The sequence below is a fragment of the Stenotrophomonas muris genome, assembly GCF_052751275.1.
This window is the reverse complement of record NZ_CP199879.1, coordinates 1976399-1998852: the sequence shown is the minus strand read 5'-3', so window position 1 is coordinate 1998852 and position 22454 is coordinate 1976399. Positions and strand designations below refer to the sequence as shown.

The 22454-nt window shown below is 66.4% G+C and carries 19 protein-coding genes, 1 other RNA gene and 1 pseudogene; 13 read left to right on the top strand and 8 right to left on the bottom strand.

Annotation, left to right across the window (positions count from 1 at the left end; translation table 11 throughout):
• Nucleotides 1–6: 6 nt before the first annotated feature.
• From ACUVWL_RS09185 to ACUVWL_RS09175, 3 genes are all read left to right on the top strand, one after another.
• Entirely contained in the window at nt 7–621 is a 615-nt protein-coding gene (locus ACUVWL_RS09185) for an inorganic diphosphatase (RefSeq protein ID WP_014646782.1), read from the top strand.
• Between the two features lie 89 nt (nt 622–710).
• The gene (locus ACUVWL_RS09180) at nt 711–2126 is read left to right on the top strand and encodes a cryptochrome/photolyase family protein (protein ID WP_032959146.1); all 1416 of its coding nucleotides are present in this window, start codon (nt 711–713) and stop codon (nt 2124–2126) included.
• Between the two features lie 140 nt (nt 2127–2266).
• Nucleotides 2267–2962, top strand: a complete 696-nt coding sequence (locus tag ACUVWL_RS09175; RefSeq protein WP_445979112.1) for an OmpA family protein — start codon at nt 2267–2269, stop codon at nt 2960–2962.
• A 397-nt stretch (nt 2963–3359) separates the two neighbouring features.
• On the opposite strand, the gene ACUVWL_RS09170 is transcribed toward ACUVWL_RS09175, so the two are convergent.
• On the bottom strand, nt 3360–4391 hold the full coding sequence (locus ACUVWL_RS09170) for a LysR family transcriptional regulator (RefSeq protein WP_032959145.1): 1032 nt from the start codon (nt 4389–4391) through the stop codon (nt 3360–3362).
• A gap of 147 nt (nt 4392–4538) precedes the next feature.
• Here ACUVWL_RS09170 and ACUVWL_RS09165 point away from each other — a divergent pair, with 147 nt between their 5' ends.
• The 6 genes from ACUVWL_RS09165 (at nt 4539) to ACUVWL_RS09140 (ending at nt 12363) form a co-directional block, all read left to right on the top strand.
• On the top strand, nt 4539–4766 hold the full coding sequence (locus ACUVWL_RS09165) for a hypothetical protein (protein WP_041863314.1): 228 nt from the start codon (nt 4539–4541) through the stop codon (nt 4764–4766).
• Entirely contained in the window at nt 4763–5533 is a 771-nt protein-coding gene (locus ACUVWL_RS09160; protein WP_014646786.1) for an SDR family NAD(P)-dependent oxidoreductase, read from the top strand. The genes ACUVWL_RS09165 and ACUVWL_RS09160 overlap by 4 nt, the downstream gene beginning before the upstream one ends.
• A gap of 91 nt (nt 5534–5624) precedes the next feature.
• The gene (locus ACUVWL_RS09155) at nt 5625–6848 is read left to right on the top strand and encodes an efflux RND transporter periplasmic adaptor subunit (RefSeq protein ID WP_014646787.1); all 1224 of its coding nucleotides are present in this window, start codon (nt 5625–5627) and stop codon (nt 6846–6848) included.
• A 127-nt stretch (nt 6849–6975) separates the two neighbouring features.
• On the top strand, nt 6976–10146 hold the full coding sequence (locus ACUVWL_RS09150; RefSeq protein ID WP_053495139.1) for an efflux RND transporter permease subunit: 3171 nt from the start codon (nt 6976–6978) through the stop codon (nt 10144–10146).
• Between the two features lie 64 nt (nt 10147–10210).
• Complete coding sequence (locus tag ACUVWL_RS09145) at nt 10211–10948, top strand: SDR family oxidoreductase (RefSeq protein ID WP_049439198.1); 738 nt, start codon at nt 10211–10213, stop codon at nt 10946–10948.
• Complete coding sequence (locus ACUVWL_RS09140; protein ID WP_049404691.1) at nt 10942–12363, top strand: efflux transporter outer membrane subunit; 1422 nt, start codon at nt 10942–10944, stop codon at nt 12361–12363. Before ACUVWL_RS09145 ends, ACUVWL_RS09140 begins: the two co-directional genes overlap by 7 nt.
• 41 nt (nt 12364–12404) lie before the next feature.
• Here the strand turns inward: ACUVWL_RS09140 and ACUVWL_RS09135 are convergent, their stop codons facing one another.
• The gene (locus tag ACUVWL_RS09135; RefSeq protein ID WP_014646791.1) at nt 12405–12782 is read right to left on the bottom strand and encodes a VOC family protein; all 378 of its coding nucleotides are present in this window, start codon (nt 12780–12782) and stop codon (nt 12405–12407) included.
• Nucleotides 12783–12922: 140 nt separating this feature from the next.
• On the opposite strand from ACUVWL_RS09135, the gene ACUVWL_RS09130 reads away from it, so the two are divergent.
• Nucleotides 12923–13186: a hypothetical protein gene (locus ACUVWL_RS09130; RefSeq protein ID WP_032959134.1), complete on the top strand. Its 264-nt coding sequence runs from the start codon at nt 12923–12925 to the stop codon at nt 13184–13186.
• A gap of 19 nt (nt 13187–13205) precedes the next feature.
• Here ACUVWL_RS09130 and ACUVWL_RS09125 read toward each other — a convergent pair whose 3' ends face one another.
• Complete coding sequence (locus ACUVWL_RS09125; protein WP_262224636.1) at nt 13206–14063, bottom strand: endonuclease/exonuclease/phosphatase family protein; 858 nt, start codon at nt 14061–14063, stop codon at nt 13206–13208.
• Nucleotides 14064–14463: 400 nt separating this feature from the next.
• Here ACUVWL_RS09125 and ACUVWL_RS09120 point away from each other — a divergent pair, with 400 nt between their 5' ends.
• Nucleotides 14464–15690, top strand: a complete 1227-nt coding sequence (locus tag ACUVWL_RS09120; protein WP_049404686.1) for a cytochrome P450 — start codon at nt 14464–14466, stop codon at nt 15688–15690.
• A 20-nt stretch (nt 15691–15710) separates the two neighbouring features.
• Here the strand turns inward: ACUVWL_RS09120 and ACUVWL_RS09115 are convergent.
• Nucleotides 15711–16298 (bottom strand): annotated as a pseudogene (locus tag ACUVWL_RS09115) (PA1136 family autoinducer-binding transcriptional regulator); the annotation flags it as partial.
• 12 nt (nt 16299–16310) lie between these two features.
• Complete coding sequence (hchA, locus tag ACUVWL_RS09110) at nt 16311–17183, bottom strand: glyoxalase III HchA (protein WP_049404683.1); 873 nt, start codon at nt 17181–17183, stop codon at nt 16311–16313.
• A 379-nt stretch (nt 17184–17562) separates the two neighbouring features.
• On the opposite strand from hchA, the gene ACUVWL_RS09105 reads away from it, so the two are divergent.
• Entirely contained in the window at nt 17563–18786 is a 1224-nt protein-coding gene (locus tag ACUVWL_RS09105; RefSeq protein ID WP_229653748.1) for a cytochrome P450, read from the top strand.
• A gap of 18 nt (nt 18787–18804) precedes the next feature.
• Here the strand turns inward: ACUVWL_RS09105 and ACUVWL_RS09100 are convergent, their stop codons facing one another.
• A complete protein-coding gene (locus tag ACUVWL_RS09100) occupies nt 18805–20826 on the bottom strand; it encodes an esterase/lipase family protein (protein WP_049439207.1) in 2022 nt (673 codons plus the stop codon).
• A 146-nt stretch (nt 20827–20972) separates the two neighbouring features.
• Between ACUVWL_RS09100 and ACUVWL_RS09095 the strand changes: the two genes are divergently transcribed.
• Entirely contained in the window at nt 20973–21434 is a 462-nt protein-coding gene (locus ACUVWL_RS09095; protein WP_049420521.1) for a methyltransferase family protein, read from the top strand.
• Nucleotides 21435–21448: 14 nt separating this feature from the next.
• Here the strand turns inward: ACUVWL_RS09095 and ACUVWL_RS09090 are convergent, their stop codons facing one another.
• Both ACUVWL_RS09090 and ssrA read right to left on the bottom strand, forming a co-directional pair.
• The gene (locus tag ACUVWL_RS09090) at nt 21449–21934 is read right to left on the bottom strand and encodes a hypothetical protein (RefSeq protein ID WP_445979111.1); all 486 of its coding nucleotides are present in this window, start codon (nt 21932–21934) and stop codon (nt 21449–21451) included.
• A 162-nt stretch (nt 21935–22096) separates the two neighbouring features.
• Nucleotides 22097–22450, bottom strand: a transfer-messenger RNA (tmRNA) gene (gene ssrA / locus ACUVWL_RS09085).
• Between the last annotated feature and the right edge of the window lie 4 nt (nt 22451–22454).

Genomic DNA, 22454 nt, shown 5'->3' with positions numbered 1-22454 from the left:
ACGCCGATGACCACACCCCGCCGCATCATTCCATTGGCTGCCATCGGCGCGTCCCTGCTGTTGCTGGCCAGTGCGGTAACCGCCGCCGATACCGTGCTGCATCCCTTCCTGGTCGCCCAGCCGGCGCAGGCCCCGCAGGAGGTGAACCTGGCGGTGGAGATCCCGGCCGGCAGCTTCACCAAGTACGAGATCAAGGAAGACGGCCTGGTGCACGTGGACCGCTTCCAGTCGATGCCGGTCGCCTATCCGGCCAACTACGGCTCGATGCCGCGCACCCTGGCCGGCGACAACGATCCGCTGGATGCACTGGTGTTGACCCGCGAACCGCTGCATCCGGGCGTGATCGTGCGTTTCCGGCCGATCGGTTACCTGAAGATGATCGATGGCGGCGAGCACGACGAGAAGATCATCGGGGTGCCGACCGACAAGGTCGACCCGACCTACGCCAGTATCCGGGACCTGGCGGACCTGCCGGAGGCCGAACGGCAGCGGATCGAAGCGTTCTTCCGCGTCTACAAGGACCTGCCGGCCGGGCGCAACCCGGTGCAGCTAAATGGCTGGGGCAACGCCGCCGAGGCACGGTCAGTGATCCGCGAGGCCATGCAGCGGTTCAAGCGCTAGAACCCCGCCGTGGGTGGGTGGCCGGACGCGCGCATCACCTTCACCGCCCCTGGCTATCATGTCCGCCTTCCACATCGAAGGCGGTGCATGTGTCGGTAGCGTTGGTATGGTTCCGCCGTGATCTGCGGCTGCAGGACAATCCGGCCCTGCAGGCCGCGCTGGATGCGGGTCACGACGTGGTGCCGGTCTATCTCCACGCGCCGCACGAGGAAGGCGAGTGGGTGCCTGGCGCGGCCTCCGATGCGTGGCGCCACCGTTCACTGGGTGCCTTGGACGCCGACCTGCGCACGCGCGGTTCGTCGCTGGTGCTGCGTAGTGGTGACAGCCTGCCGGCCCTGCAGTTGCTGATCGGGCAGACCGGCGCCGAGGCGGTGTACTGGAACCGCAAGTACGAGCCGGCTACGCAGGCGCGCGACGCCACCATCAAACGCACGCTGCGCGAGCAGGGCATCGACGCACAGAGCTGCAATGGCAGCCTGTTGTTCGAGCCCTGGGACATCGCGACACAGCAGGGTCAGCCGTACAAGGTGTTCACTCCGTACTGGCGCAACGTACTCAGTCATTGGCGCCTGCCGACGCTGAGTGCCGCGCCGAAGGCACTGACCGCGCACTCGGTCGACGGCCTCGCATTGGACGAGCTGCGGCTGGCGCCCACGCTGGACTGGGATTCCGGCTTCTGGGAGCACTGGCAGCCGGGCGAGGCCGGCGCGCTGGAGGCGTTGTCCGTGTTCGAGGACGGCGCGTTGCGCGGTTACCGCGAGCAGCGTGACCTGCCGGACCGGGTCGGCACCTCGCGGCTGTCGCCGCATCTGCATTTCGGCGAGATCGCACCGTGGCGCATCGCGCATGCGCTGGAGAGATTGCGCAGTGCCGGCACTGACGCCGACATCGACGGCTATCTGCGGCAACTGGGCTGGCGCGATTTCGCCTACCACCTGTTGCATCACTTCCCGAAGACGCCGACCGACAACCTCAATCCGCGTTTCGACCGCTTCCCTTGGGCCACGCCCACTGCAGCGCAACTGCATGACTGGCAGCGCGGCAACACCGGCGTGCCGATCGTCGATGCGGGCCTGCGCGAGCTGTGGCACACCGGTTACATGCACAACCGGGTACGGATGATTGTTGCCAGCTACCTGTGCAAGCACCTGCGTGCGCACTGGCTGCAGGGCGCGCGCTGGTTCTGGGACACCCTGGTCGATGCCGACCTGGCCAACAACACGATGGGCTGGCAGTGGGTGGCAGGCACCGGCGCCGACGCGGCCCCGTACTTCCGGGTGTTCAACCCGGTCACCCAGGCCGAGAAGTTCGACCCGCAGGCGCGCTACATCAGCCGCTGGGTGCCCGAACTGGCGGCGCTGCCGGTGAAGGCGCGCTTCGCGCCGTGGCAGCATCCGCTGCTGCTGGCGGCGCATGCCCCGGGCTATCCGCGTACGCCGCTGGTGGATCTGGCCGCCGGCCGCGATGCTGCGCTGGCCGCCTACCGGCAGACGGGGGCTGGGTAAAGCGCGGGCTGAGCGTTCCAGTCAGTTAGCTGAACGCGGCCCTGTTGCCGCGACCGATCATCATCCCGACATCGCATCGGGCTGTTTATTCTCTCTGCGCCCGTAAGCCGCCGACCCGACCGGAAAACAAGGAGAACCACATGATCCGCAACACCACCCGCAACGTCGCACTGGCCCTGATGAGTGCGGCCGTCCTGTCGGCCTGCGCCACCGGCGGCTCCTATGTGCAGAGCGACCAGTACGGCAACCCGACCGAACAGCAGAACCGTACCGGCCGCAACGCGCTGATCGGTACCGCCATCGGTGTGGCTGCCGGCCTGCTGACCGGCGACAGCGCCACCGAGCGTCGTCAGCACGCACTGATCGGTGCCGGTATCGGTGCGCTCAGCGGCGCCGCCGTCGGCCAGTACCAGGATCGCCAGGAACGCGCGCTGCGCGAGCGCACCGCCAACACCGGCATCGATGTGCAGCGCCAGGGCGACAACATCATGCTGAACCTGCCGGACGGCATCACCTTCGACTTCGGCAAGGCCACCCTGAAGCCGCAGTTCTACGGCTCGCTCAACGGTGTGGCCGGTACGCTGCGCGAGTACAACCAGACCATGATCGAAGTGGTGGGCCACACCGACAGCATCGGCAGCGACGCGGTCAACAACCGCCTGTCGAAGGAACGCGCCGATTCGGTGGCGCAGTACCTGATCGGCCAAGGCGTGCAGAGCGTGCGCATCGAAACGCTGGGGGCTGGCAAGTCGTATCCGATTGCCGACAACAGCACCGATGTCGGCCGTGCCAAAAACCGTCGCGTTGAAATCCGCGTGATTCCGCTCAAGCAATAACGCGTAGCGTTGTTGCTGTTCCGGCCTGGCCGGAACGAAAATGCCGCCCTTGCAGGCGGCATTTTCTGTAGGTGCCGAGCTTGCTCGGCACGCCGATAGCGCTTCCGGTTGCGGCTTCTCCGAACGGCGCCGACCAAGGTCGGCATCTACCGAGAGCCACGCAGCCGGAACGAAAATGCCGCCCTTGCAGGCGGCATTTTGTGGGTGCCGAGCTTGCTCGGCACGCCGACAGCGTTCCCGTTCGCGGCTTCTCCGAACGGCGCCGACCAAGGTCGGCATCTACCGGACGCCCGGCGCAGTCGGAAGGAAATGCCGCAACTCATCTCCTGGTAGATGCCGACCTTGGTCGGCGCTGTTCCAACCGCAGTCGAGCATGGCTCGACTCTACAGAAGCCGGTTACACCGCCGAGGCGGCGACCTTCTCCAGGATTCGCTTGCCGCTGCTCTCCAACGCCGCGTCTTCCTGGGCCTTCTGCTGCTGTGCCAGCTTCGCACCCGGGCACTGCGCCAGCATGTAGTTGGCGTCGAAGTTGAGCTTTTCCACCAGGAAATCGACGAACGCCCGCACCTTCGGCGAGACCAGGCGGCCACCGGCGAACACGGCGTTGAAGTCCACTTCCGGGCCGGTCCAGCCGGCCAGCACACGCCGTACCATGCCGGACTCGACGAACGGCTTGGCCATCACATCACCGGTCAGCAGCAGGCCTTCGCCACAGACCAGTGCACCGTTCAGCGCAGACATGTCGTTGGCGGTCATCAGCGGGGTGACCGGGAAGTCACGCAGCTCGCCGCCGTTCTCGCCCAGCTGCCAGGTGAAGCGCGGTGAATTGCCAGTGTGATACGGCTTGCGCATCGCCAGGATGCGATGGAACTGCAGTTCTTCCGGATGCAGCGGCTCACCATAGCGCTCGATGTAGGCCGGGCTGGCGAACACCTGCGTGCGCAGGCTGCCCAGCTTGCGCGCGACCAGGTTGGAATCGGGCAGGGCGCCCACACGCAGCGCCAGATCCGCTTCGCCGGCAATCAGGTCCAGCTTCTCGTTGCCCATGTGCATGTCCAGGCGGATTTCCGGATACTGCGCATGGAACTGGCCCAGCAGCGGGGCGATCCAGGTGATGCCGATCGAATAGGGCACGGTGAAGCGCAGCCAGCCGCGCGGGCCGGACTGCAACTGGCTCACCGCGCTTTCGGCTTCTTCCAGCTCGCGCGCGATGCGCTGGCAATGCTCGTGGTAGATCGAGCCGGCTTCGGTCAGGCCGAGGCGGCGGGTGGTCCGGTGCAGCAGCCGCGCGCCCAGGCGCGTTTCCAGCTCCTGCACTTTGCGGCTGACCGTGGTCTTGGGCAGGCCGAGCGATTTGGCAGCGGCAATGAAACTGCCTTGCTCGACCACCTTGACGAAGATCAGCGTCTCGTTGAGATCGTGGGACATGGTCGGGGATCCTGGACGTCGGGGATGGGACAATCGTGACAGAACGATTGGACCGGGAGCGGGATGATTATTCCCCTTAATCAGGACTAATCAAGTAAAGGTTTGAGGTCTATCGTGGCGCCATTCGTGAAATGGAGCCCCCTCGCCATGAGCCTGCGCAACATTCTTGCCCGCTTCCGGCATGTCGGCCAGAACACCCTGGACCTGGCGATGACCGTCGAAGCCCGTCCGAGTTCCTTGGTACACAAGGACTTTCGTGAGTTTACCGCGCCCATGCGTCAGCAGCGTGGCGGTGCCATCCGCCTGGCCCCGCACAAGGGTGACCGGCTGCGCCGGATCGGGACTATCCCGGATTTGGGAGGAAATGTCCCGTGAATGGGATACTGACGCCCGAAGTCCTGGTCCTCGGCGGCACCGGTGCCGTCGGCCAGGGCGTGGTCGGCGCATTGCTGGAAGCCGGCAGCCCGGTGCTGGTGGTTGGCCGCGATCCGGGTCGGCTGGCGGCGCTGCATGAGCAGTTCGCCGACGAGCCCGGCCTGGAGACGCTGCTGGGCTCGCTCAGCGATGACGGCTCGGCACGTGCCTTGGCCGAACGCATCGCGCAGCGCCCGCGTCCGCTGGCGGCGGTCATCGCCGCAATGGGTGGCCCCTACCGTCGCGGCCGGGTGACCGACCGCAATGGCGATGAGCTGTTGGGGGCGATGCAGGCCGACCTGATGCCGCACGTGCACGCGGTGCGTCACCTGCTGCCACTGCTGCAGGACAACGTGCATGCACGCCGCTACGTGATGATCGGCAGCCCCGCCAACGCCAAGCCCTGGGCGGGCTACGGCGAGACCTCGATCACCACCGCCGCGCTGCGCATGTACGCGCAGGTGGTGCACCAGGAAGCGCAGGCACTGGGTGTGCGCGCGCAGATGCTGGAAGTCTGCAGTCCGGTGTGCACCCCGGCCAACGCGGCCAATGCGTGCATCGAGTGGCCAAGCTCGTTGCTGGTCGGTCGTCGTGTGGTCTCCCTGCTGGACGGCTGCCGCGACAACCGCGCCATCGTCCGCTGCGACAGCAGCGATGCCGAACTGCCGCGCGGCCTGCTGCACCTGGATGTCCCTCCACTGTGGCGCGATACCGCGGGCATCGCTTGACCTCGACCATGGTTGAGGTCGCAGTATGCGCCGCCGATTTTTGCAACACGTTCTCATATAGCTGTACCACCCCTCCGTACGGATGCATGCCATGACTTCCCCCAATACCACCCCACATCGTTTCGGCCATCGCATCGCGATGGTCGGCGTGTCGATCCTCGCCGCGGCCGTGCTTGCGGCCTGCAGCGGCGGCCATGCCGAAGAGGCCGGTGCTCCGCCGCCGCCGCAGGTCAGCGCCGCGCCGGTGCTGGTCAAGCAGGTCAGCCAGTGGGACGAGTTCAGCGGCCGCGTCGAAGCGGTGCAGAGCGTTGAACTGCGCCCGCGCGTGTCCGGCTACATCGACAAGGTCAACTACGTCGAAGGCCAGGAAGTGAAGAAGGGCGAAGTGCTCTTCACCATCGACGCGCGCAGCTACCAGGCCGAGTACGATCGCGCGGCCGCCGAGCTGGCCCGCGCCCGCACCCAGGCCACGCTGGCCCGCAGCGAGTCCGAGCGTGCCAAGCGGCTGTCCGAGCAGCAGGCGATCTCCACCGAGACCGCCGAGCAGCGTCGTGCCGCGGCCGACCAGTCCGGCGCCGCCGTGCAGGCCGCGCAGGCGGCGCTGGATGCAGCCCGCCTCAACCTGGAGTTCACCAAGGTGCGTGCACCGATCGATGGCCGTGCCGGCCGCGCGATGGTCACCGCCGGCAACCTGGTCACCGCCGGCGACAGCGCCAGCGTGCTGACCACGCTGGTCTCGCTGGATACCGTGTTCGTCTACTTCGATGCCGACGAAAGCACCTTCCTGCGCTATGCACAGATGGCACGCAAGGGCGAGCGCCCCAGCGAGCGTGACAGCGCGCTGCCGGTGAAGGTCGGCCTGTCCGGCGAAGAGGGCTACCCGCATGCGGGCAAGGTCGACTTCCTCGACAACCAGGTGGCCCGCAGCACCGGCACCATCCGCGTCCGTGCGCTGCTGGACAACGCCGACCGCCAGTTCACGCCGGGCCTGTTCGCCCGCGTGCAGCTGCTTGGCAGCGGCCAGTTCCAGGCCATGCTGATCGATGACAAGGCCGTGCTGACCGACCAGGACCGCAAGTACGTCTACGTGGTCGACAAGGATGGCAAGGCCCAGCGCCGCGACATCCAGCTCGGCCGCACCGCCGACGGCCTGCGCATTGTCGAGCACGGCCTTGCCGCCGGCGACAAGGTGATCATCGACGGCGTGCAGAAGGTCTTCATGCCGGGCATGCCGGTGCAGGCCAAGGCCGTGGCGATGCAGCCGCAGGCTGCGCCGGCACCAGGCCGCGATGCCACCGCCGCCCTGAACCACTGATCCGCCGGCTCCTGATCCGCGTCCCCGCTTAGCTGCCGGCGCCAGCGGCAGCCTTCCCTGCCTTCGTCATCCCGGCGAGGGGCAGGGTGGCTGTTGCCCGCCGGACGCCTTTCCCAGGAATTCCTCCATGGACTTTTCCCGTTTCTTCATCGACAGGCCGATCTTCGCGGCGGTGCTGTCGATCGTGATCTTCGCCGCAGGCCTGATCACGATTCCAATCCTGCCGATCAGCGAGTACCCCGAAGTGGTGCCGCCGTCGGTGGTCGTGCGCACGGTGTATCCGGGCGCCAACCCCAAGGTCATTGCCGAGACCGTCGCCACGCCGCTTGAAGAAGCGATCAACGGCGTCGAAGGCATGATGTACCTGAAGTCGGTTGCCGGCTCGGACGGCGTGCTGCAGATGACCGTCACCTTCCGCCCCGGTACCGATCCGGACGCGGCGGCGGTGAAGGTGCAGAACCGCGTGGCGCAGGCGCAGGCGCGCCTGCCCGAGGACGTGCGCCGGCAGGGCGTGACTACGCAGAAGCAGTCGCCGACCTTCCTGATGGTGGTGCACCTGACCTCGCCGCAAGGCAAGTACGACACCCTGTACCTGCGCAACTACGCCCGCCTGCACGTCAAGGATGCGCTGGCGCGTATTCCGGGCGTGGGTGACGCGCAGATCTTCGGCGGCGGCGACTACGCCATGCGTGCCTGGCTGGATCCGGACAAGGTGGCTTCGCGCGGCCTGACCGCCAGCGATGTGGTGCGTGCCATGCGCGAGCAGAACGTGCAGGTGTCGGCCGGCCAGCTCGGTGCCGAACCGTTGCCGAACAGCCAGTTCCTGACCCTGATCAACGCCCAGGGCCGCCTGAAGACCGAAAAGGAATTCGGCGACATCGTGCTCAAGAGCGGCACCGATGGCGAGATCGTGCGCCTGGCCGACGTGGCCCGCCTTGAACTGGGTGCCGGTGACTACACCCTGCGCTCGCAGCTGGACGGCAAGAACGCGGTCGGTATCGGTATCTTCCAGTCGCCCGGTGCGAATGCGCTGGAGATTCGTGACCAGGTCATCTCGACGATGGACGAGATGCAGAAGACCATGCCGGCCGACGTGAAGTACGAAGCGGTGTATGACACCACCATCTTCGTGCGCGACTCGATCAAGGCCGTGGTCTCCACGCTGCTGGAAGCCATCGCCCTGGTGGTGCTGGTGGTGATCCTGTTCCTGCAGACCTGGCGTGCGTCGATCATCCCGTTGATCGCGGTGCCGGTGTCGGTGGTGGGTACCTTCGCCGCGCTGTACCTGCTGGGCTTCTCGATCAACACGCTGAGCCTGTTCGGCCTGGTGCTGGCGATCGGCATCGTGGTCGACGACGCGATCGTGGTGGTGGAGAACGTCGAGCGCAACATCGAGGAAGGCCTGTCACCCACCGCTGCGGCCCACCAGGCCATGCGTGAAGTGTCCGGCCCGATCGTGGCGATCGCGCTGGTGCTGTGTGCCGTGTTTGTGCCGATGGCCTTCCTGTCCGGCGTCACCGGCCAGTTCTACAAGCAGTTCGCAGTCACCATCGCCATCTCCACGGTGATCTCGGCGATCAACTCGCTGACCCTGTCGCCGGCCCTGGCCGCGCGTCTGCTGAAAGCCCATGGTGCTCCGAAGGATGCGCCGAGCCGCCTGATCGACCGCCTGTTCGGCTGGGTGTTCCGTCCGTTCAACCGCTTCTTCAAGTCCAGCTCGGAGAAGTACGAGCGTGGCGTGGCCCGCATCCTCGGCCGTCGTGGCGCGGTGTTCGTGGTCTACGCGATCCTGCTGGTCGGTACCGGCGTGATCTTCAAGCTGGTGCCGCCGGGCTTCATCCCGACCCAGGACAAGCTGTACCTGATCGCCGGTGTAAAGCTGCCGGAAGGTTCGTCGATCGCGCGCACCGATGAAATGCTGCGCAAGGTCGCCAAGATCGCCCAGGAAACCGATGGCGTGGCCCACACCATCTCGTTCCCGGGTCTGAACGCGCTGCAGTTCACCAACACGCCGAACACCGGTGTGGCGTTCATCCCGCTCAAGCCGTTTGCCGAGCGCCATGGCCGCACCGCCGCACAGATCAATGCCGAGATCAACCAGAAGATCGCCGGCCTGCAGGAAGGCTTCGCGTTCGCGATGATGCCGCCGCCGATCCTCGGCCTGGGCAACGGCAACGGCTACCAGATGTTCATCGAGGACCGTGGCAACCTGGGTTACGGCGCGCTGCAGAATGCGGTGCAGGCAATGCAGGGCACCGTTGCGCAGACGCCGGGCATGGCCTTCCCGATCAGCAGCTACCAGGCCAACGTGCCGCAGCTGGATGCCGAAGTGGACCGCGTCAAGGCCAAGGCGCAGGGCGTGCAGCTCACCGAGCTGTTCGACACCCTGCAGACCTACCTCGGTTCGGCCTACGTCAACGACTTCAACCAGTTCGGCCGTACCTGGCAGGTGATCGCCCAGGCCGACGGTCCGTTCCGCGAGACGGTCGAGGACATCGGCAAGCTGCGTACCCGCAACGACCGCGGCGAGATGGTGCCGATCGGTTCGATGGTCACCATCAAGCAGACCTTCGGCCCGGACCCGGTGCTGCGCTTCAATGGCTATCCGGCAGCAGACCTGGCCGGTGAGGCCGACCCGCGCCTGCTGTCCTCGGCCGAGGCGATGAACAAGCTGACCGAGATCGCCGGCAAGGTGCTGCCGGTGGGCATGACCACCGAATGGACCGACCTGAGCTACCAGCAGGCGACCCAGGGCAAGGCGGCCTTCATCGTGTTCCCGGTGGCGATCATGCTGGCCTTCCTGGTGCTGGCCGCGCTGTACGAGAGCTGGTCGCTGCCGCTGGCGGTGATCCTGATCGTGCCGATGACCCTGCTGTCCGCGCTGTTCGGCGTGTGGCTGACCGGTGGCGACAACAACGTGTTCGTGCAGGTCGGCCTGGTGGTGCTGATGGGCCTGGCGTGCAAGAACGCGATCCTGATCGTCGAATTCGCCAGAGAGCTGGAGATGGGCGGCAAGGGCATCGTTGAAGCCGCGCTGGAAGCCTGCCGCCTGCGTCTGCGCCCGATCGTGATGACCTCCATCGCCTTCATCGCCGGTACCGTGCCGCTGGTGCTGTCGCACGGCGCGGGTGCCGAGGTGCGCTCGGTGACCGGTATCACCGTGTTCGCCGGCATGCTGGGCGTGACCCTGTTCGGCCTGTTCCTCACCCCGGTGTTCTACGTGGCCCTGCGCAAGTTCGTCACCCGCAACGGCGGTGGCCAGCTGGTGCAGCACGGCGAGCCGACCATCCACCACTGACATGGAACCCCGTCGCCGCCGGTCACTGGCCGGCGGCGGCTTTCCACCCACAAGGCATGCATCCATGAATACCCATCAGAACAAGATCGCGCTGGTCACCGGCGCCACCCGTGGCATCGGCCTGGAAACCGTGCGCCAGCTGGCCCAGGCAGGTGTGCATACGCTGCTGGCCGGTCGCAAGCGCGATACGGCGGTGGAGCTGGCACTGAAGCTGCAGGCTGAAGGCCTGCCGGTCGAAGCCCTGCAACTGGACGTGACCGACGCGGCCAGCATCGCCGAAGCGGTCGAGCAGGTGCGCCAGCGTCACGGCCGCCTCGACATCCTGGTCAACAATGCCGGCATCATGATCGAGAACCCGGCGCAGGCGCCGTCGGAGCAGTCGCTCGACACCTGGAAGCGCACCTTCGACACCAACGTGTATGCGCTGGTCGCAGTAACCCAGGCATTCCTGCCGCTGGTCAAGCAGGCCAAGTCCGGGCGCATCGTCAACGTGTCGAGCATGCTCGGCTCGCAGACCCTGCACGCGGATCCCTCATCGGGCATCTACCACTTCAAGATTCCCGCCTACAACGCGTCCAAGGCCGCGGTGAACAGTTGGACCCTGAGCCTGGCCTACGAGCTACGCAACACCCCGATCAAGGTCAATACCGTGCATCCGGGTTACGTGAAGACCGACATGAACGGCGGCAACGGCGAAATCGAAATCGCCGAAGGCGCGCGCTCCAGCGTGCAGATGGCGCTGATCGGCGAATCCGGTGCCAGCGGCAGCTTCACCTACCTGGGCGAGGTGCTGCCATGGTGATCCGCACGTTGGCGATGGCCGTCTCCAGCCTGGTGCTGGCAGGCTGTGTCAGCGTCGGCCCGAACTACAAGGCCCCGGTGCAGGAACCGGTGGTCCTGCAGAGCGCACAGCAGCCGGTCTTCAGCAGCGTTTCGCCGGTGGCCAGCTGGTGGGCGCAGTTCGATGATCCGGTGCTGGAACAGCTGGTGCATGGCGCCCTGTCGGACAACCTGGACCTCCGCGTGGCCGTGGCCCGCGTCAGCCAGGCCCGCGCAGTGTTCGTCGAAAGCCGTTTCGACCAGGCGCCGCACATCACCGCTGGCGGCAGCTACGACCGCCGCAAGCAACCCGATCCGCAGCTGGGTGGGCAGCGGGTGTTCAGTGAAAGCTACCAGCTCGGCTTCGACGCCGGCTGGGAGCTGGATCTGTTCGGCCGCAAGCGCCGTGCCGCTGAGGCCGCACGCGCCGACCTCGGTGCCGAGCAGGCCAACCTGGCCGATGCGCAGGTACTGGTCGCCGCCGAAGTGGCACGCAATTACTTCGAGCTGCGCGGAACGCAGAAGCGCATCGCGGTGGCCCAGCACACGCTGGAAAACCTGCGCGATACGCAGAAGCTGACCGAGGCGCGCTGGGAACTGGGCGCGGGAAGCGAGCTGGATGTGCAGAGCAGCCGCGCCCGCCTGAAGGCGATCGAGGCCGACATCCCGTTGCTGGAAGTGGCCGAGGCGCAGTCGCGCAACCGGCTGGCCGTGCTGCTCGGCCAGCGCCCGGAAGTGCTGACCGACATGCTCGCGCCGCACGACGTGCCGGCCTTCGCCAAGGCGCTGCCGCTGGGCGATACCCGCGAACTGCTGCGCCAGCGCGCCGACGTGCGCGCGGCCGAGCGTCGCCTGGCGGCTGCGACCGCACGCGTGGGCGTGGCCACCGCGGACCTGTTCCCGCGGTTGTCGCTGTCCGGCTTCGTCGGGTTCCTCGGCGGCGATGCCAGTGGCCTGGTCAATGGCAACAACAAGGCCTGGTCGCTGACCCCGTCGCTGAGCTGGGCAGCATTCGACTTCGGTACCGTGCGTGCACGCCTGCGTGCCAGCAAGGCTGAAGCCGAAGGCGTGGCCGCGCAGTACGAGCAGGCCGTGCTGCTGGCGCTGGAAGATACCGAGAACGCGCTGACCCGCTATTCCAAGCAGCAGGCACGGCTGGCGATCGTGGTCGAGCAGGCACAGGCCGCACGGCGTGCCGAATCACTGGCACAGATCCGCTATCGCGAAGGCTCGGAAGACTTCCTGACCCTGCTGGATGCGCAGCGCACGCAGTTGGCGGCCGATGACGCCCTGGCGGCGGCCGAGTCCGAAGTCAATGTCAGCGTGGTGGGCGTGTACAAGGCGCTGGGCGGCTGGGGGCAATCACCGCAGCAACCGAGCGTGGCGCAGGTGCAGTAACCGCAGGGGACGGAGGCAGTGGCTTCCGTCCCCTCCTGCTTTCAGGGCCACTGATTGGCCGGCACCTCGCGCTCGCGCATGCGCACGATGCAGAAGCGATGGCCGGTCGGTGCTTCCATCACCCACCAGCGTTTGACGAAGCCTATCCGGCGCGCGCCGAGCTTCTCCAGGCGATCGGCCTCGGCATCGATGTCGTCGCTCTCGATGTCCAGGTGCACCCGTGACGGGTGATCGACCCGCTGGACTTCCACGTTCAAGCCCGCCGGTGCACCCAGCAGGTCGGCATACTCGGCGCCCCCTTCGACACGCGCCGCCTGTGCCTGCAGGCCGAGCGCGGCGGCCCAGAAGCCGGCACCTGCGTCGGCGGGAAGGTCCTGGCAGTCGATGATGAATCCAGCCAGCCGGCTCTGGTGGGCCATGTCCTGCTCCGCAGTTCGGGGGAGGAGGCAGGGTAACGCGATGCGTTCCGCGTACATCTTCACCTTCGTGACGTTTCTGACTCTGCCGGAATGCCGGCCCGACGTGTAACAAGTGGGTCAGGCACTCGGGAGGACAGGCGATGGCGGATGGAAGGCGGGATACCCAACGGATGTTGTTCGGCGATCCGGGTCCACCCGGTGCGGGTCTGTCAGTGGCGGTCGTGGTGCTGCTGGTGCTGGCGACGATGGCGGCGGCGGTCGGTTTCCTGCGCCTGCAGGATTCGATGTTGGGGCTGGGCCTGATTGGCGTGGCCGTGTTCCTGGCGATCGGGGCCCGCATCTGCCAGGCGCGCGACCAGCATCAGGCGCTGTATCGCCTGCTGTCGCGGCAGCCACCGCCGTAGCGGCGGCTGCCGTGGCTGCTCAGTGCCTGGGCCAGTCCAGTTCGACCACCAGCGGGAAATGATCCGATGGCAGCACGCCACCGATGCGGCGGTCATCGGTCAGGAAGCTGCGCGCATGGAAGCCGCGCACCAGGACCCAGTCCAGCTGCACGGTGGCCTTGCCGGTGAAATCGTGGAAGGTCAGCCGCGGGCCCTGCGGAGCCTTCACCTGGGTACGGGTGTCCTGCAGCACGCGGGTGAATGCCTTGTAGGTGCCGCCGCCGGGTTCGCTGTTGAAGTCGCCGGTCAGCACGACGGGCAGATCGGCCGGCAGGTTGGCCACGCGCTTGCCGATCAGTTCGGCACCCTTGACCCGCCGCGGCTCGTCTTCGTCGCGGTAGGGCAGGTGGGTGTTCATGAAGTAGAAGCGGCGGCCGTCGTCGATGCGGCGGAACAGCGCCCAGGTGACCATGCGTGGATACAGGTTGCCCCAGGTGATGCTGCCGGGCACATCGGGCGTATCGGACAACCAGAAGTTGCCTGATTCCTCGATCGCCAGCACCTTGCTGTCGTAGAACACGCCCATGTGCTCGTCGCCGCTGCCGCCGCGGCGGCCCTCGCCGAACCAACGGTAGCCGGGGAGGTGTCCTGCCAGGTACTCGGCCTGCTCCTGCACCAGTTCCTGGGTGCCGATCACCGCCGGGTGCGCATCGAGGATGACCTTCACCATCGCGTCGCGACGGTCGGGCCAGCGCTTGCCCGGCTCGGTATCGGCCGGGGTGCGCACATTGAACGACATCACCTTCAACGGCGCGGGGGCTGCGGCCCAGGCGCTGGTCGCAGGCAGGGCAAGCGCCAGCAGCGCAGACAGTACAGGGCGACGGAAACGCGACAACATCGTGGAATCCCTCCATTCCATGAAAACGGTTTCATGGAGCATCGCACGGATTGCCTGTTCATGGCTGTGCGCGCGCTGGCGGTATCCGCCGGTCGCCGCGGCGTATTCAGCAGGGCCTTGACAGCGCATTGACCCGCCCGCGCGGGCCTGCGTGCTAGAACGGCGCTGCCGGCCACTGAACCCGGCACCGCAGCAACCATCAACGGAACCACAAGGAGCTGTGCCATGACACGATTGATTCGCGCCCTGCAGGTGTCGCTGAACCTGCGTTCGGACAATTCCACGCAGTGCATCCGTTCCAAGTATCGCTACTGGAATATCTTCTGACCGGAAGGACTCCACGTATTCGATGACATCGCCAGGGAGGGTCGATGATCTTCCCTGGCATTGGAGGCAGGGCATGGATGAGCGTGCAGCGGATGCGGAAGTGGTTTCCATCGACGACCTGCTCGAACGCGTGCGTCGCGAAGGGCCGGTACTGCGCTTCAACAATGATGTTGTCGGCATCTTTGATCCGGCCCTGGCGGTCAGGATCGACAAGGCCAACACCGACCAGCACACCGTACCGGATTCACTGATTGATTTTCTCGGGCTGCGCAGTGGCAGGGACCCTGTTGCGTGGCGCGAGGTGCGGGCGTTGCTGAGCGAGCAGGCCGGGCGGCTGGCCAGTCCCGGCCACATGCGCGACCTCTACACGCGCATGCACGGCTTCCTTGCTCAGCGCGCGGACAGGCCGCATGACCTCAGCGAACTGAGCTGGTGGACGATCTCGCAGTCGCTGTTGCCGATGCTGATCGACGGCCTCAGTCGATCCGACGTCGATGCGCTCATCGGTGAGCAGAAGACCCGATACAACGCCATCGTGCTGCAGAACTTCTCGTTCTGGCGGCGGATCATCGACTTCCATCTTTCCCGCCGCGCGGCGCGCACGGTGTCGCGGCACATCCGGCGTCGTGCGCGCCAGACCGTGCCACGCGAGGACTTCCTGCAATCCCTGCTGCCGCTGGTGCAGCGGGTCGGGGTGGACCGCGTGGCCTATCTGGTGTCGATGGTGCTGGCCGGCATGTCGGGCCTGCCGGGCATCACGGCGGCCAGCCTGCTGTACGCGATGCATCGATTTCCGCACTGGCAGGCGCGCATCCGCGAGGAAACCTCGGCGCTGAGCCTGGAGCAGTTGTATGCGCTGCCGATCAAGTCGCTGCCGTGCACGTCGCGTTTCGTCAAGGAAACCCTGCGGCTGTGGCCGGGACTGTTCGCCCTGCATCGTCCGGCCTCGCACGATATCGATATCGAGGGCGTGTGCATCCGCAAGGGCGGGGCGTACGAGTTGTCGTCCTACTTCCAGCATCATTCGCCGGAGTACTGGCAGAACCCGGACAGCTTCGATCCTGATCGCTGGTTGCCGGAGCGACGCCAGGCCAACAAGGGGGCCTACGTGCCCTTCGGATTTTCCTCGCGGGCCTGCATCGGCAGTGCGGTCGGCCACGCGCAGCTGCTGCTGTTCTGCGCATTGGTGACCCGCGATTTCGAGTTGACGGTACAGGATGAGCCCACACCGTGGATGCAGCTGGAAGGCTTTGCCATTCCGGTCGATTTCATCGGTACGCTGACGCCGCGGCACGCCTGACAGCATCTGTACTGCCTGGCTCAGTCTTCAATCTCGCCACGGCGGCCTGCCGCGCGCACCGCCTGCGCGGTGGTGGCCACGCCGAGCCGTTGTCGCGCTCGCCGCAGGTGGTTCTCCACCGTGCGTGCAGACAGCCCCAGCGTGGCCGCGATCTCCGCCTGGCGCCGTCCAGCGGCGACCCAGCGCAGCACCTCGCGTTCGCGTGCGCTCAACGCGCCTGCGCGAACATCCGCGGGCGCCTCGGCAAGCTGGCGCGCCGCACGGAAGGCTGACGTTCCGACCATTTCCAGCAGCAGGCGCGCGCTGGCGGATGCATCAATCGAGGTGCCGGCGAAACTGACCGCACCCTCCAGGCCGGTCGGGCCGAACACCGGCACCTGCAACCCATGCAGGCCATCGCCGCGCGGCTGCTTCACCACCTGATAGCGTTCGCCGCGCACGCCCTGGCGCTTGCTCCAGAAGAACGGCGCATTGCTGTCCAGTACATGGCGGTTGACCGGGCAGGCATGCAGGTAGCGGGCCAGTCCGGTATCGCTGCCGTCGCCGAACCAGTCACCCTCGATCCAGTACACGCGCTGCGCGTCGCGTTCCAGCCCGCGGGCACCAGCGCAGGCATTAGCTCAGCGCCCCGCCAGTGCATCGAGCAGCGTACGCGCGGCCAGCTTGCCCAACGCGTTGCCGGCCAGCGGACTGTCGCCGGTCAGCAGCAGGCGATCCTGCAGCACGCTGCCATCGATGCCCTCATTGACGATCTGCACGCCCTGCTGGGCCAGTCGTTCACCGAAGAACCAACGCAGCTGCCCCGGCATGTAGCCGATCTCCGGTGTCTGCCGGTCCATTGCGTCGGGGAAGGCGCAGATGCGGTAACCACGGAACAGCGAGCCACCGTCGGCTTCGTCGACGCCCGCCGCCAGCAGCGCCGCCGGGCCATGGCAGAGCGTGATGATGTGGCGCTGCCCGGCCATGGCCCACTGCAGCGTGGCCTTCACCGCCGCGCTCTCCGGCAGGCCGATCAGTGCGCCGTGGCCACCGGGAATGAAGATGGCGGCATAGTCCGAATCGGCTCCCAGGCCGGCCACCACCTCATCCAGCTGCAACGGCTGGCGGAAGCGCGCCTCATAGCGTTCGTACAGGGCGCCGATCTCGCGGTCCTCGCGCGGGAAGGCCCACCATTCGAACTTGACGGCGTTGCCGGACAGCGTCGCCACGTCGATGTCGAAGCCGGCCTTGTCCAGGTGGTACATCGGCAGCAGGGTTTCCACCGGATGGTTGCCGGTGGAGAACAGGTGGCCATTGGCGGTCGGCAGATAACGCTCGTCGGCGGCGATCATCAGCACCTTCCAGCGGCCGTCGCGGCGTGCATCCGGATAGTCGGCCCCGGACAGGTCGCTCTGGGGCGAGGTGAACTGCGACAGCGAGTACGGCGACGGGAAGAAGGCATCGCGCTCGGCCGGATCGGGGCTGGGCTGGCGGCTGGGCTCTTGCGTGTTCATGCGGACCTCCGTTGGGGGAAAGTGAGCCCAGCATAGGAGGCCGCGTGCGCAGGCGCGATGAGGGATTCCCCTCAATGGACCACCACCCGGATGCTGCATCGCGCCACCGGCCCGGTTGGACAGCGGGATTATGTCGTGTTATCTAGCCGGTGCCGGGATAATCCCGGCATAACCACACAGCAAGCAAAGGAATGAAAATGAAAAGATTCGCCCGAGCATTGCGCGTCACTCTGAATATCCATCCGAACGAGAAGAGCAGTGTGTGGAATACCTGGCCGCTCTGGGTCGAGTTCTGATCCTGCGGGGCAACCCCGCGATTGAGCGGTAGCAAGACGAAGGGACTCGTCTTTCGAGTCCCTTCCTGCCGGAGACGCACTGCATGCAAGGGATGTCGAATGAAGGCAGCGCCATTGCTGCCGAGCGCCTGGCTGCGCGGGTGGAGCGCGAAGGACCGGTGCTGAAACTGGAAACCGGCGGTATCGGGGTGTTCTGCCCAGAACTGGCCGGCAAGCTCGACAAGGAGAATTCCGAGCACCTGTTCGTGGTCGAGTCGCTGGCCGACCTGTTCCGCCGGCACGAACGCGTGCGCTGGACCGAAGTGCGCAGCCTGATCGCGACCCGCAGTGCTGAGCTTACCGGAGCGCAGACCCTGGAGGCGCTGCAGTCGCGCATGCGGCAGGCGTTGGACGCACTGTGCGGGCGCGAGCTGGATGCCACGCCAGCCGTGTGGAAGGTGATGGCGCATCCGCTGGTGCCACTGGTGATCGACGGGCTCGACGCGCGCGGTACCGAGGCCATCGAACGCGCCCTGCATCTGCGCTACACCACCCAGGTCGAGCAGGTCATCCATCGGCGTCATCTGCTGCGCAACTTCCTCATCGGTCGTGGCGAATCGCGGGCGATCGCCGCCGAACTCAGGCGCCGGGTCCGCAGCGGACGTTCGCCGCTGGACTACGCGCAGTCATTGTTGACCCTTCGCGAGCGCATCGGCCTGGACAAGGTCACCTACCTGGTCACCGTGCAGCTGATCGCCATTTCCGGGGTGCCCGGCATGATGGCCGCCTGCCTGCTGCTGGCGATGCAGATGCATCCACACTGGCGCCAGCGCATCGAGGAGGAATTCGCGCCGCTCTCGGATGCGGAGATCCATGCGCTGCCGATGGCCAGGATTCCCTGCACGATGCGCTTCCTGAAGGAAGTGATGCGGCTGTATTCCACGCCCTTCAACAACCGTCGGGTGGCCGCCTGCGATCTGCAGGTGGAAGGGCAGGCCATCGCCGAGGGCACGGTGTTCGAGCTGAGCTCGTTCATCCAGCATCGCTCGGCGAAATACTGGGATGACCCGCTGCAGTTCGATCCCGATCGCTGGCTGCCTGAGCGGCGCAAGCGCACCGCCGGCATCTATGTGCCTTATGGCTTCCCCACGCGCTCGTGCGTGGGATCGGCGGTGGGCAACGCGCAACTGTTACTGCTGTGTGCGCTGCTGGCGCGCGAATTCCGTTTCACCCCCAGCGCCGACTACCGGCCCGAGGTGCGCATGGAAGGCTTCGCGATTCCCGCGGCGCTGCACGGCACGTTCTCGCGCCATAAGGCCGGTGCCTGATCTGCAGGGGCGGGCGGCTTACTTTGCCGTACGCCCGTGTTCCTGCATGTCCTCATGCAGGATCCGCCGCAGCTCGACGATGGCCGGCGTGGCTTCCTGCACGCTGTGACCGGACACGATCACCTTCTCCGAAACGGCGTGTGGCAGGTGCGAGCTCCAGTAGGGCACCAGCCCGTCATCGGTTTTTTCCAGTGGGCCATCGGCCTTGGCGCGGGCGATGATCGAGTGGTAGTGGACCTTCGGTGACATCGGCAGGTCGGCCACGGCGCGGACGAACGGGTCGTCCTTGTCCAGGTTCTGGATGCTGTTCATCTGGTAGCCGTGCTTGCCATCGTTGCGATCGATCTGGCCGTCGTTGGCCAGCGTCGCCACGTCCTCCAGCACGGTCAGCGGCAGCCGTACCAGGCGGCCGATCCAGCGGCCGAGGCGGGTACCGGCCACGTCGGTGCCGCGATGCGGTGTGGCGATGAAAACCACCCGCGATACTTCCGGTTCCGGCAGGAAGGTCAGTACTGGCGCGCCCTTGGTGCGCAGCAGCTCGCGCTGGGCGGGCGTCATCTGCGCGGTGGCCAGCAGGGTGTCGACCAGGTGGTCGCCGGAGGAAGAGACCATCAACCGCGCGATCACCCCGCCCATGCTGTGCCCGACCAGCACCATGTCATGCGAGGCCTGCGCCTTGCCGCTGGGGTCGAAGTGCTTGAGCACTTCGGCCAGCGTGTGGCGCATCGCATCGTGGCTCATCGCGATGGGCATGTTGGTCGGGTAGTAGAACTGCCAGACCTGGAAGTCCTGGCGGATCTCGTCGTCGCGCATCAGTTCGTTGGCCACGTTCACCCAGGCCTCGGGACTGCTGGCCAGGCCATGGATCATCAACAGCACGCGGCGGTTCGGGTCGTAGGGCTGCATCATGTACAGATGCGGCGCGTCGATGCCGCCCTTGCCACCAAACAGCGAGCGCAGCGACTGGTGGCTGAAGTTGGAGCGCGCCAGCCACAGTGCGTAGCCCGCAGTGAAGTTGGCCGCCAACGGCACCTGCTGGCCGTGCAGGGTTACTTCCGAGACCTGGTAGGGATCGTGGATTTCCAGTTCCGGCTCGTCGTCGTGCAGCACTTCCCACAGGTTCTTTCCCGAGAAGCGCAGCAGCACCGTCATCGAAGGCGAGGGCATCTCGCTCCAGCTCTGCGCGGCCGGGGTGCTTGCCTGCGCGGCGGGCGTCGCTGCCGAAGGCGGGGTGGCCGTGCTGCCAGCCGGATCGTCCATCACCGCCACCAGCTCGGCACCGAAGCCATCGCGGCGATGCACGCTGCGCAGCGTACCGGTGAACGACAGCGAGGCCGCCGGTACCAGCTCGGTGGGGGTGCGCGTGTCCAGCGGCGATGCTTCGCCTGAAGGGGCCAGCACGAAGGTCCAGCGGCCCAGCTGGAAATGGCTGGCCTGGCTGTGCACGCGCCCGGTGGCGTACGCGTTGTACAGCTGCACCGAGGCTTCCTGCACAGCCAGGTTGTAGTAGTCGCGCACCTGGGTCTGGCGGTCCTCGAAACCACGCTGATTGGCGGTGCGCTCGGTGAAGAACAGATAGGCATAGGCCTGGCGCGCGACCTGCATCCACGCATCGAGGCGCGGCTGGAAGTCGGCATCCAGTTCGGTGATCGCGGTCTTGGCGCGGCCGGATGCCGAGTACTCGCGCTTCGGTGCCGGCAGGGTCATCGCATGCTGCAGCCACAACTCGGCCAGGCTGGAGCGCTTGTCTTCCTCGCGCACCACGATGCTGCTTTCCATGGCCTCGATGCAGGGCAGGCCGGGCTTGGCACAGACGCCCTCATCGAGCCCGGCCACGCGCAGGGTCTCGGTGGTCGCCGCGCTGAGCTTGCCGGAGGTGAGGATGTCACCGCGCTTGAGCGCGATGTACTGGCCGGGCGTGACCGAGGCGACCTGCACCGACGGTCCGAACTGGCGCAGCGTCGCGCAGCCCCCCAGGGTGAGCAGCACGGTGATGATGAGGGTCGTGCGGCCGATGAAGCCCATGCCCGTGGTAGCCATACGATGCTCCTGCGCGGTGGCGTCACTCTAGCGGCCGGCCTGTCAAAGCGGAATAGACCGAACGGTCGGTTTGGGCCTGGCCGCCGTGGGCGATTCAGCCATTCCCGTGTGACACTGCGGCGAATGGAAGGGACACGGTGATCGCGATGGCCTGGCTGGAAACCCGCATTCCCCCGCCCGTGGTGATGCTGCTGTGCGCCGCTGCGGGCTTTGCAGCACGCTGGCTGTGGCCCGGTTTCCACCTTCGGGTGCCGGTGCCGGTTCTGCTCGCAGGCGTGACGGTGACGCTGGGTGTCGTGCTCAATCTGCTGCCCAAGCTGTCTTTCCAGCGCGCCGGTACCACCGTCAATCCTCTGCGACCTTCGGCGTCGAGCGCGCTGGTTACCAGCGGAATCTACCGCCGCACGCGCAATCCGATGTATCTGGGCCAGGCGTTGGTCCTGCTTGGCGCCATGGTGTACCTGCAGAACCTGATCGCGCTGCTGGTGGTGCCGCTGTTCCTGGTGTACATCACCCGGCTGCAGATCCTGCCGGAGGAGCGGGCACTGATGGCCCGCTTTCCCGAGGCGTACGCGCAATACCGTCATCGCGTGCCGCGCTGGCTGTAGCGTCGGCTACGCCATCAGCGGCTGATCTGGCACTTCACCGCAGCCGAATAACCCTCGTAGTCGTCGCCCGCGATCACGTGCAGGGTGTGGCGCTTGTCGATGCGCTTCACGTACGACGGCTCTTCGGTGTTGGCATGCTCGTTGACCTCGGTCACCGACCAGGCCTTGGCCAGGCGCTTGGAATCGACGCCGTTCAAGTACACGAAGAGGCTCTTCTCGCCTTCGGCCACGTTTACATCGGCACTGGTGACCGTGCCGCCAAACAGCGCGACCGGCTTGTCCTCCGGCTCGAAGGTGCCGCCCGGTTTCTTGGCCAGGCCGGCGGCCTGCAGCGCATCGATGGCGTCGGCCGCACTGAAGTTCGAGCCGGCCTTGCAGGCCAGCAGCGCTTCCAGCGTGGCGGTGCCGGGGGGCGAGATGGCCGGCGCCGCAGCGTGCGTGGCTGAGGCTGCGGCGAGGGTGGTGAGGAGCAGGACGAGCGTGGTTGTGGCGGTTTTCATTGCAGATCCTTCTGGCGGCAGCAGGCCGGGGCAATGCAGCGATGGAGCGAAAGCTCCATCCCGATTATGCCCCACGCTTCCCGCACGACGAGCAGGCACAAAAAAGCCGGAACCCCCTCGACGGGAGATCCGGCTTCTTGCGGCCTCGACAGGCCATACAGATGGTGGAGGTGGGCGGAATTGAACCGCCGTCCGAAGGCACTCCATCCCCAGCACTACATGCTTAGCTCACCGTTGGATCTCGTCCCCGAACAGCACGGTGCGCAAAGCGCATCCGGGAACCAGCCTGTTGTGTTCTAGTGCCGGACTGACAGGCAGCCATCCAGCGCGATTCCATGATAGTGACTCTACACCGCGAGCATGGACACAAGCGGTTTCGAGGCTTAGGCCTTAAGCGGCCAGAGCGTAGTTGTCGTCGTTGGCAACTAGAGTTTTGCAGCTGGATTTACGAGGAAAGCTACCCCCTCGGCATGCGCCAGGCGACTTCACAACCCCCGTCGAAACCAATGCACCCCCGGTT

Bases quoted from the DNA above. Each gene is read 5' to 3' on its own strand.
- ACUVWL_RS09185 (WP_014646782.1), top strand. From the start codon at position 7: ATGACCACACCCCGCCGCATCATTCCATTGGCTGCCATCGGCGCGTCC.
- ACUVWL_RS09175 (WP_445979112.1), top strand. From the start codon at position 2,267: ATGATCCGCAACACCACCCGCAACGTCGCACTGGCCCTGATGAGTGCG.
- ACUVWL_RS09170 (WP_032959145.1), bottom strand. From the start codon at position 4,391: ATGTCCCACGATCTCAACGAGACGCTGATCTTCGTCAAGGTGGTCGAG.
- ACUVWL_RS09165 (WP_041863314.1), top strand. From the start codon at position 4,539: ATGAGCCTGCGCAACATTCTTGCCCGCTTCCGGCATGTCGGCCAGAAC.
- ACUVWL_RS09155 (WP_014646787.1), top strand. From the start codon at position 5,625: ATGACTTCCCCCAATACCACCCCACATCGTTTCGGCCATCGCATCGCG.
- ACUVWL_RS09150 (WP_053495139.1), top strand. From the start codon at position 6,976: ATGGACTTTTCCCGTTTCTTCATCGACAGGCCGATCTTCGCGGCGGTG.
- ACUVWL_RS09145 (WP_049439198.1), top strand. From the start codon at position 10,211: ATGAATACCCATCAGAACAAGATCGCGCTGGTCACCGGCGCCACCCGT.
- ACUVWL_RS09140 (WP_049404691.1), top strand. From the start codon at position 10,942: ATGGTGATCCGCACGTTGGCGATGGCCGTCTCCAGCCTGGTGCTGGCA.
- ACUVWL_RS09135 (WP_014646791.1), bottom strand. From the start codon at position 12,782: ATGGCCCACCAGAGCCGGCTGGCTGGATTCATCATCGACTGCCAGGAC.
- ACUVWL_RS09130 (WP_032959134.1), top strand. From the start codon at position 12,923: ATGGCGGATGGAAGGCGGGATACCCAACGGATGTTGTTCGGCGATCCG.
- ACUVWL_RS09125 (WP_262224636.1), bottom strand. From the start codon at position 14,063: ATGTTGTCGCGTTTCCGTCGCCCTGTACTGTCTGCGCTGCTGGCGCTT.
- ACUVWL_RS09120 (WP_049404686.1), top strand. From the start codon at position 14,464: ATGGATGAGCGTGCAGCGGATGCGGAAGTGGTTTCCATCGACGACCTG.
- hchA (WP_049404683.1), bottom strand. From the start codon at position 17,183: ATGAACACGCAAGAGCCCAGCCGCCAGCCCAGCCCCGATCCGGCCGAG.
- ACUVWL_RS09105 (WP_229653748.1), top strand. From the start codon at position 17,563: ATGCAAGGGATGTCGAATGAAGGCAGCGCCATTGCTGCCGAGCGCCTG.
- ACUVWL_RS09100 (WP_049439207.1), bottom strand. From the start codon at position 20,826: ATGGCTACCACGGGCATGGGCTTCATCGGCCGCACGACCCTCATCATC.
- ACUVWL_RS09095 (WP_049420521.1), top strand. From the start codon at position 20,973: ATGGCCTGGCTGGAAACCCGCATTCCCCCGCCCGTGGTGATGCTGCTG.
- ACUVWL_RS09090 (WP_445979111.1), bottom strand. From the start codon at position 21,934: ATGAAAACCGCCACAACCACGCTCGTCCTGCTCCTCACCACCCTCGCC.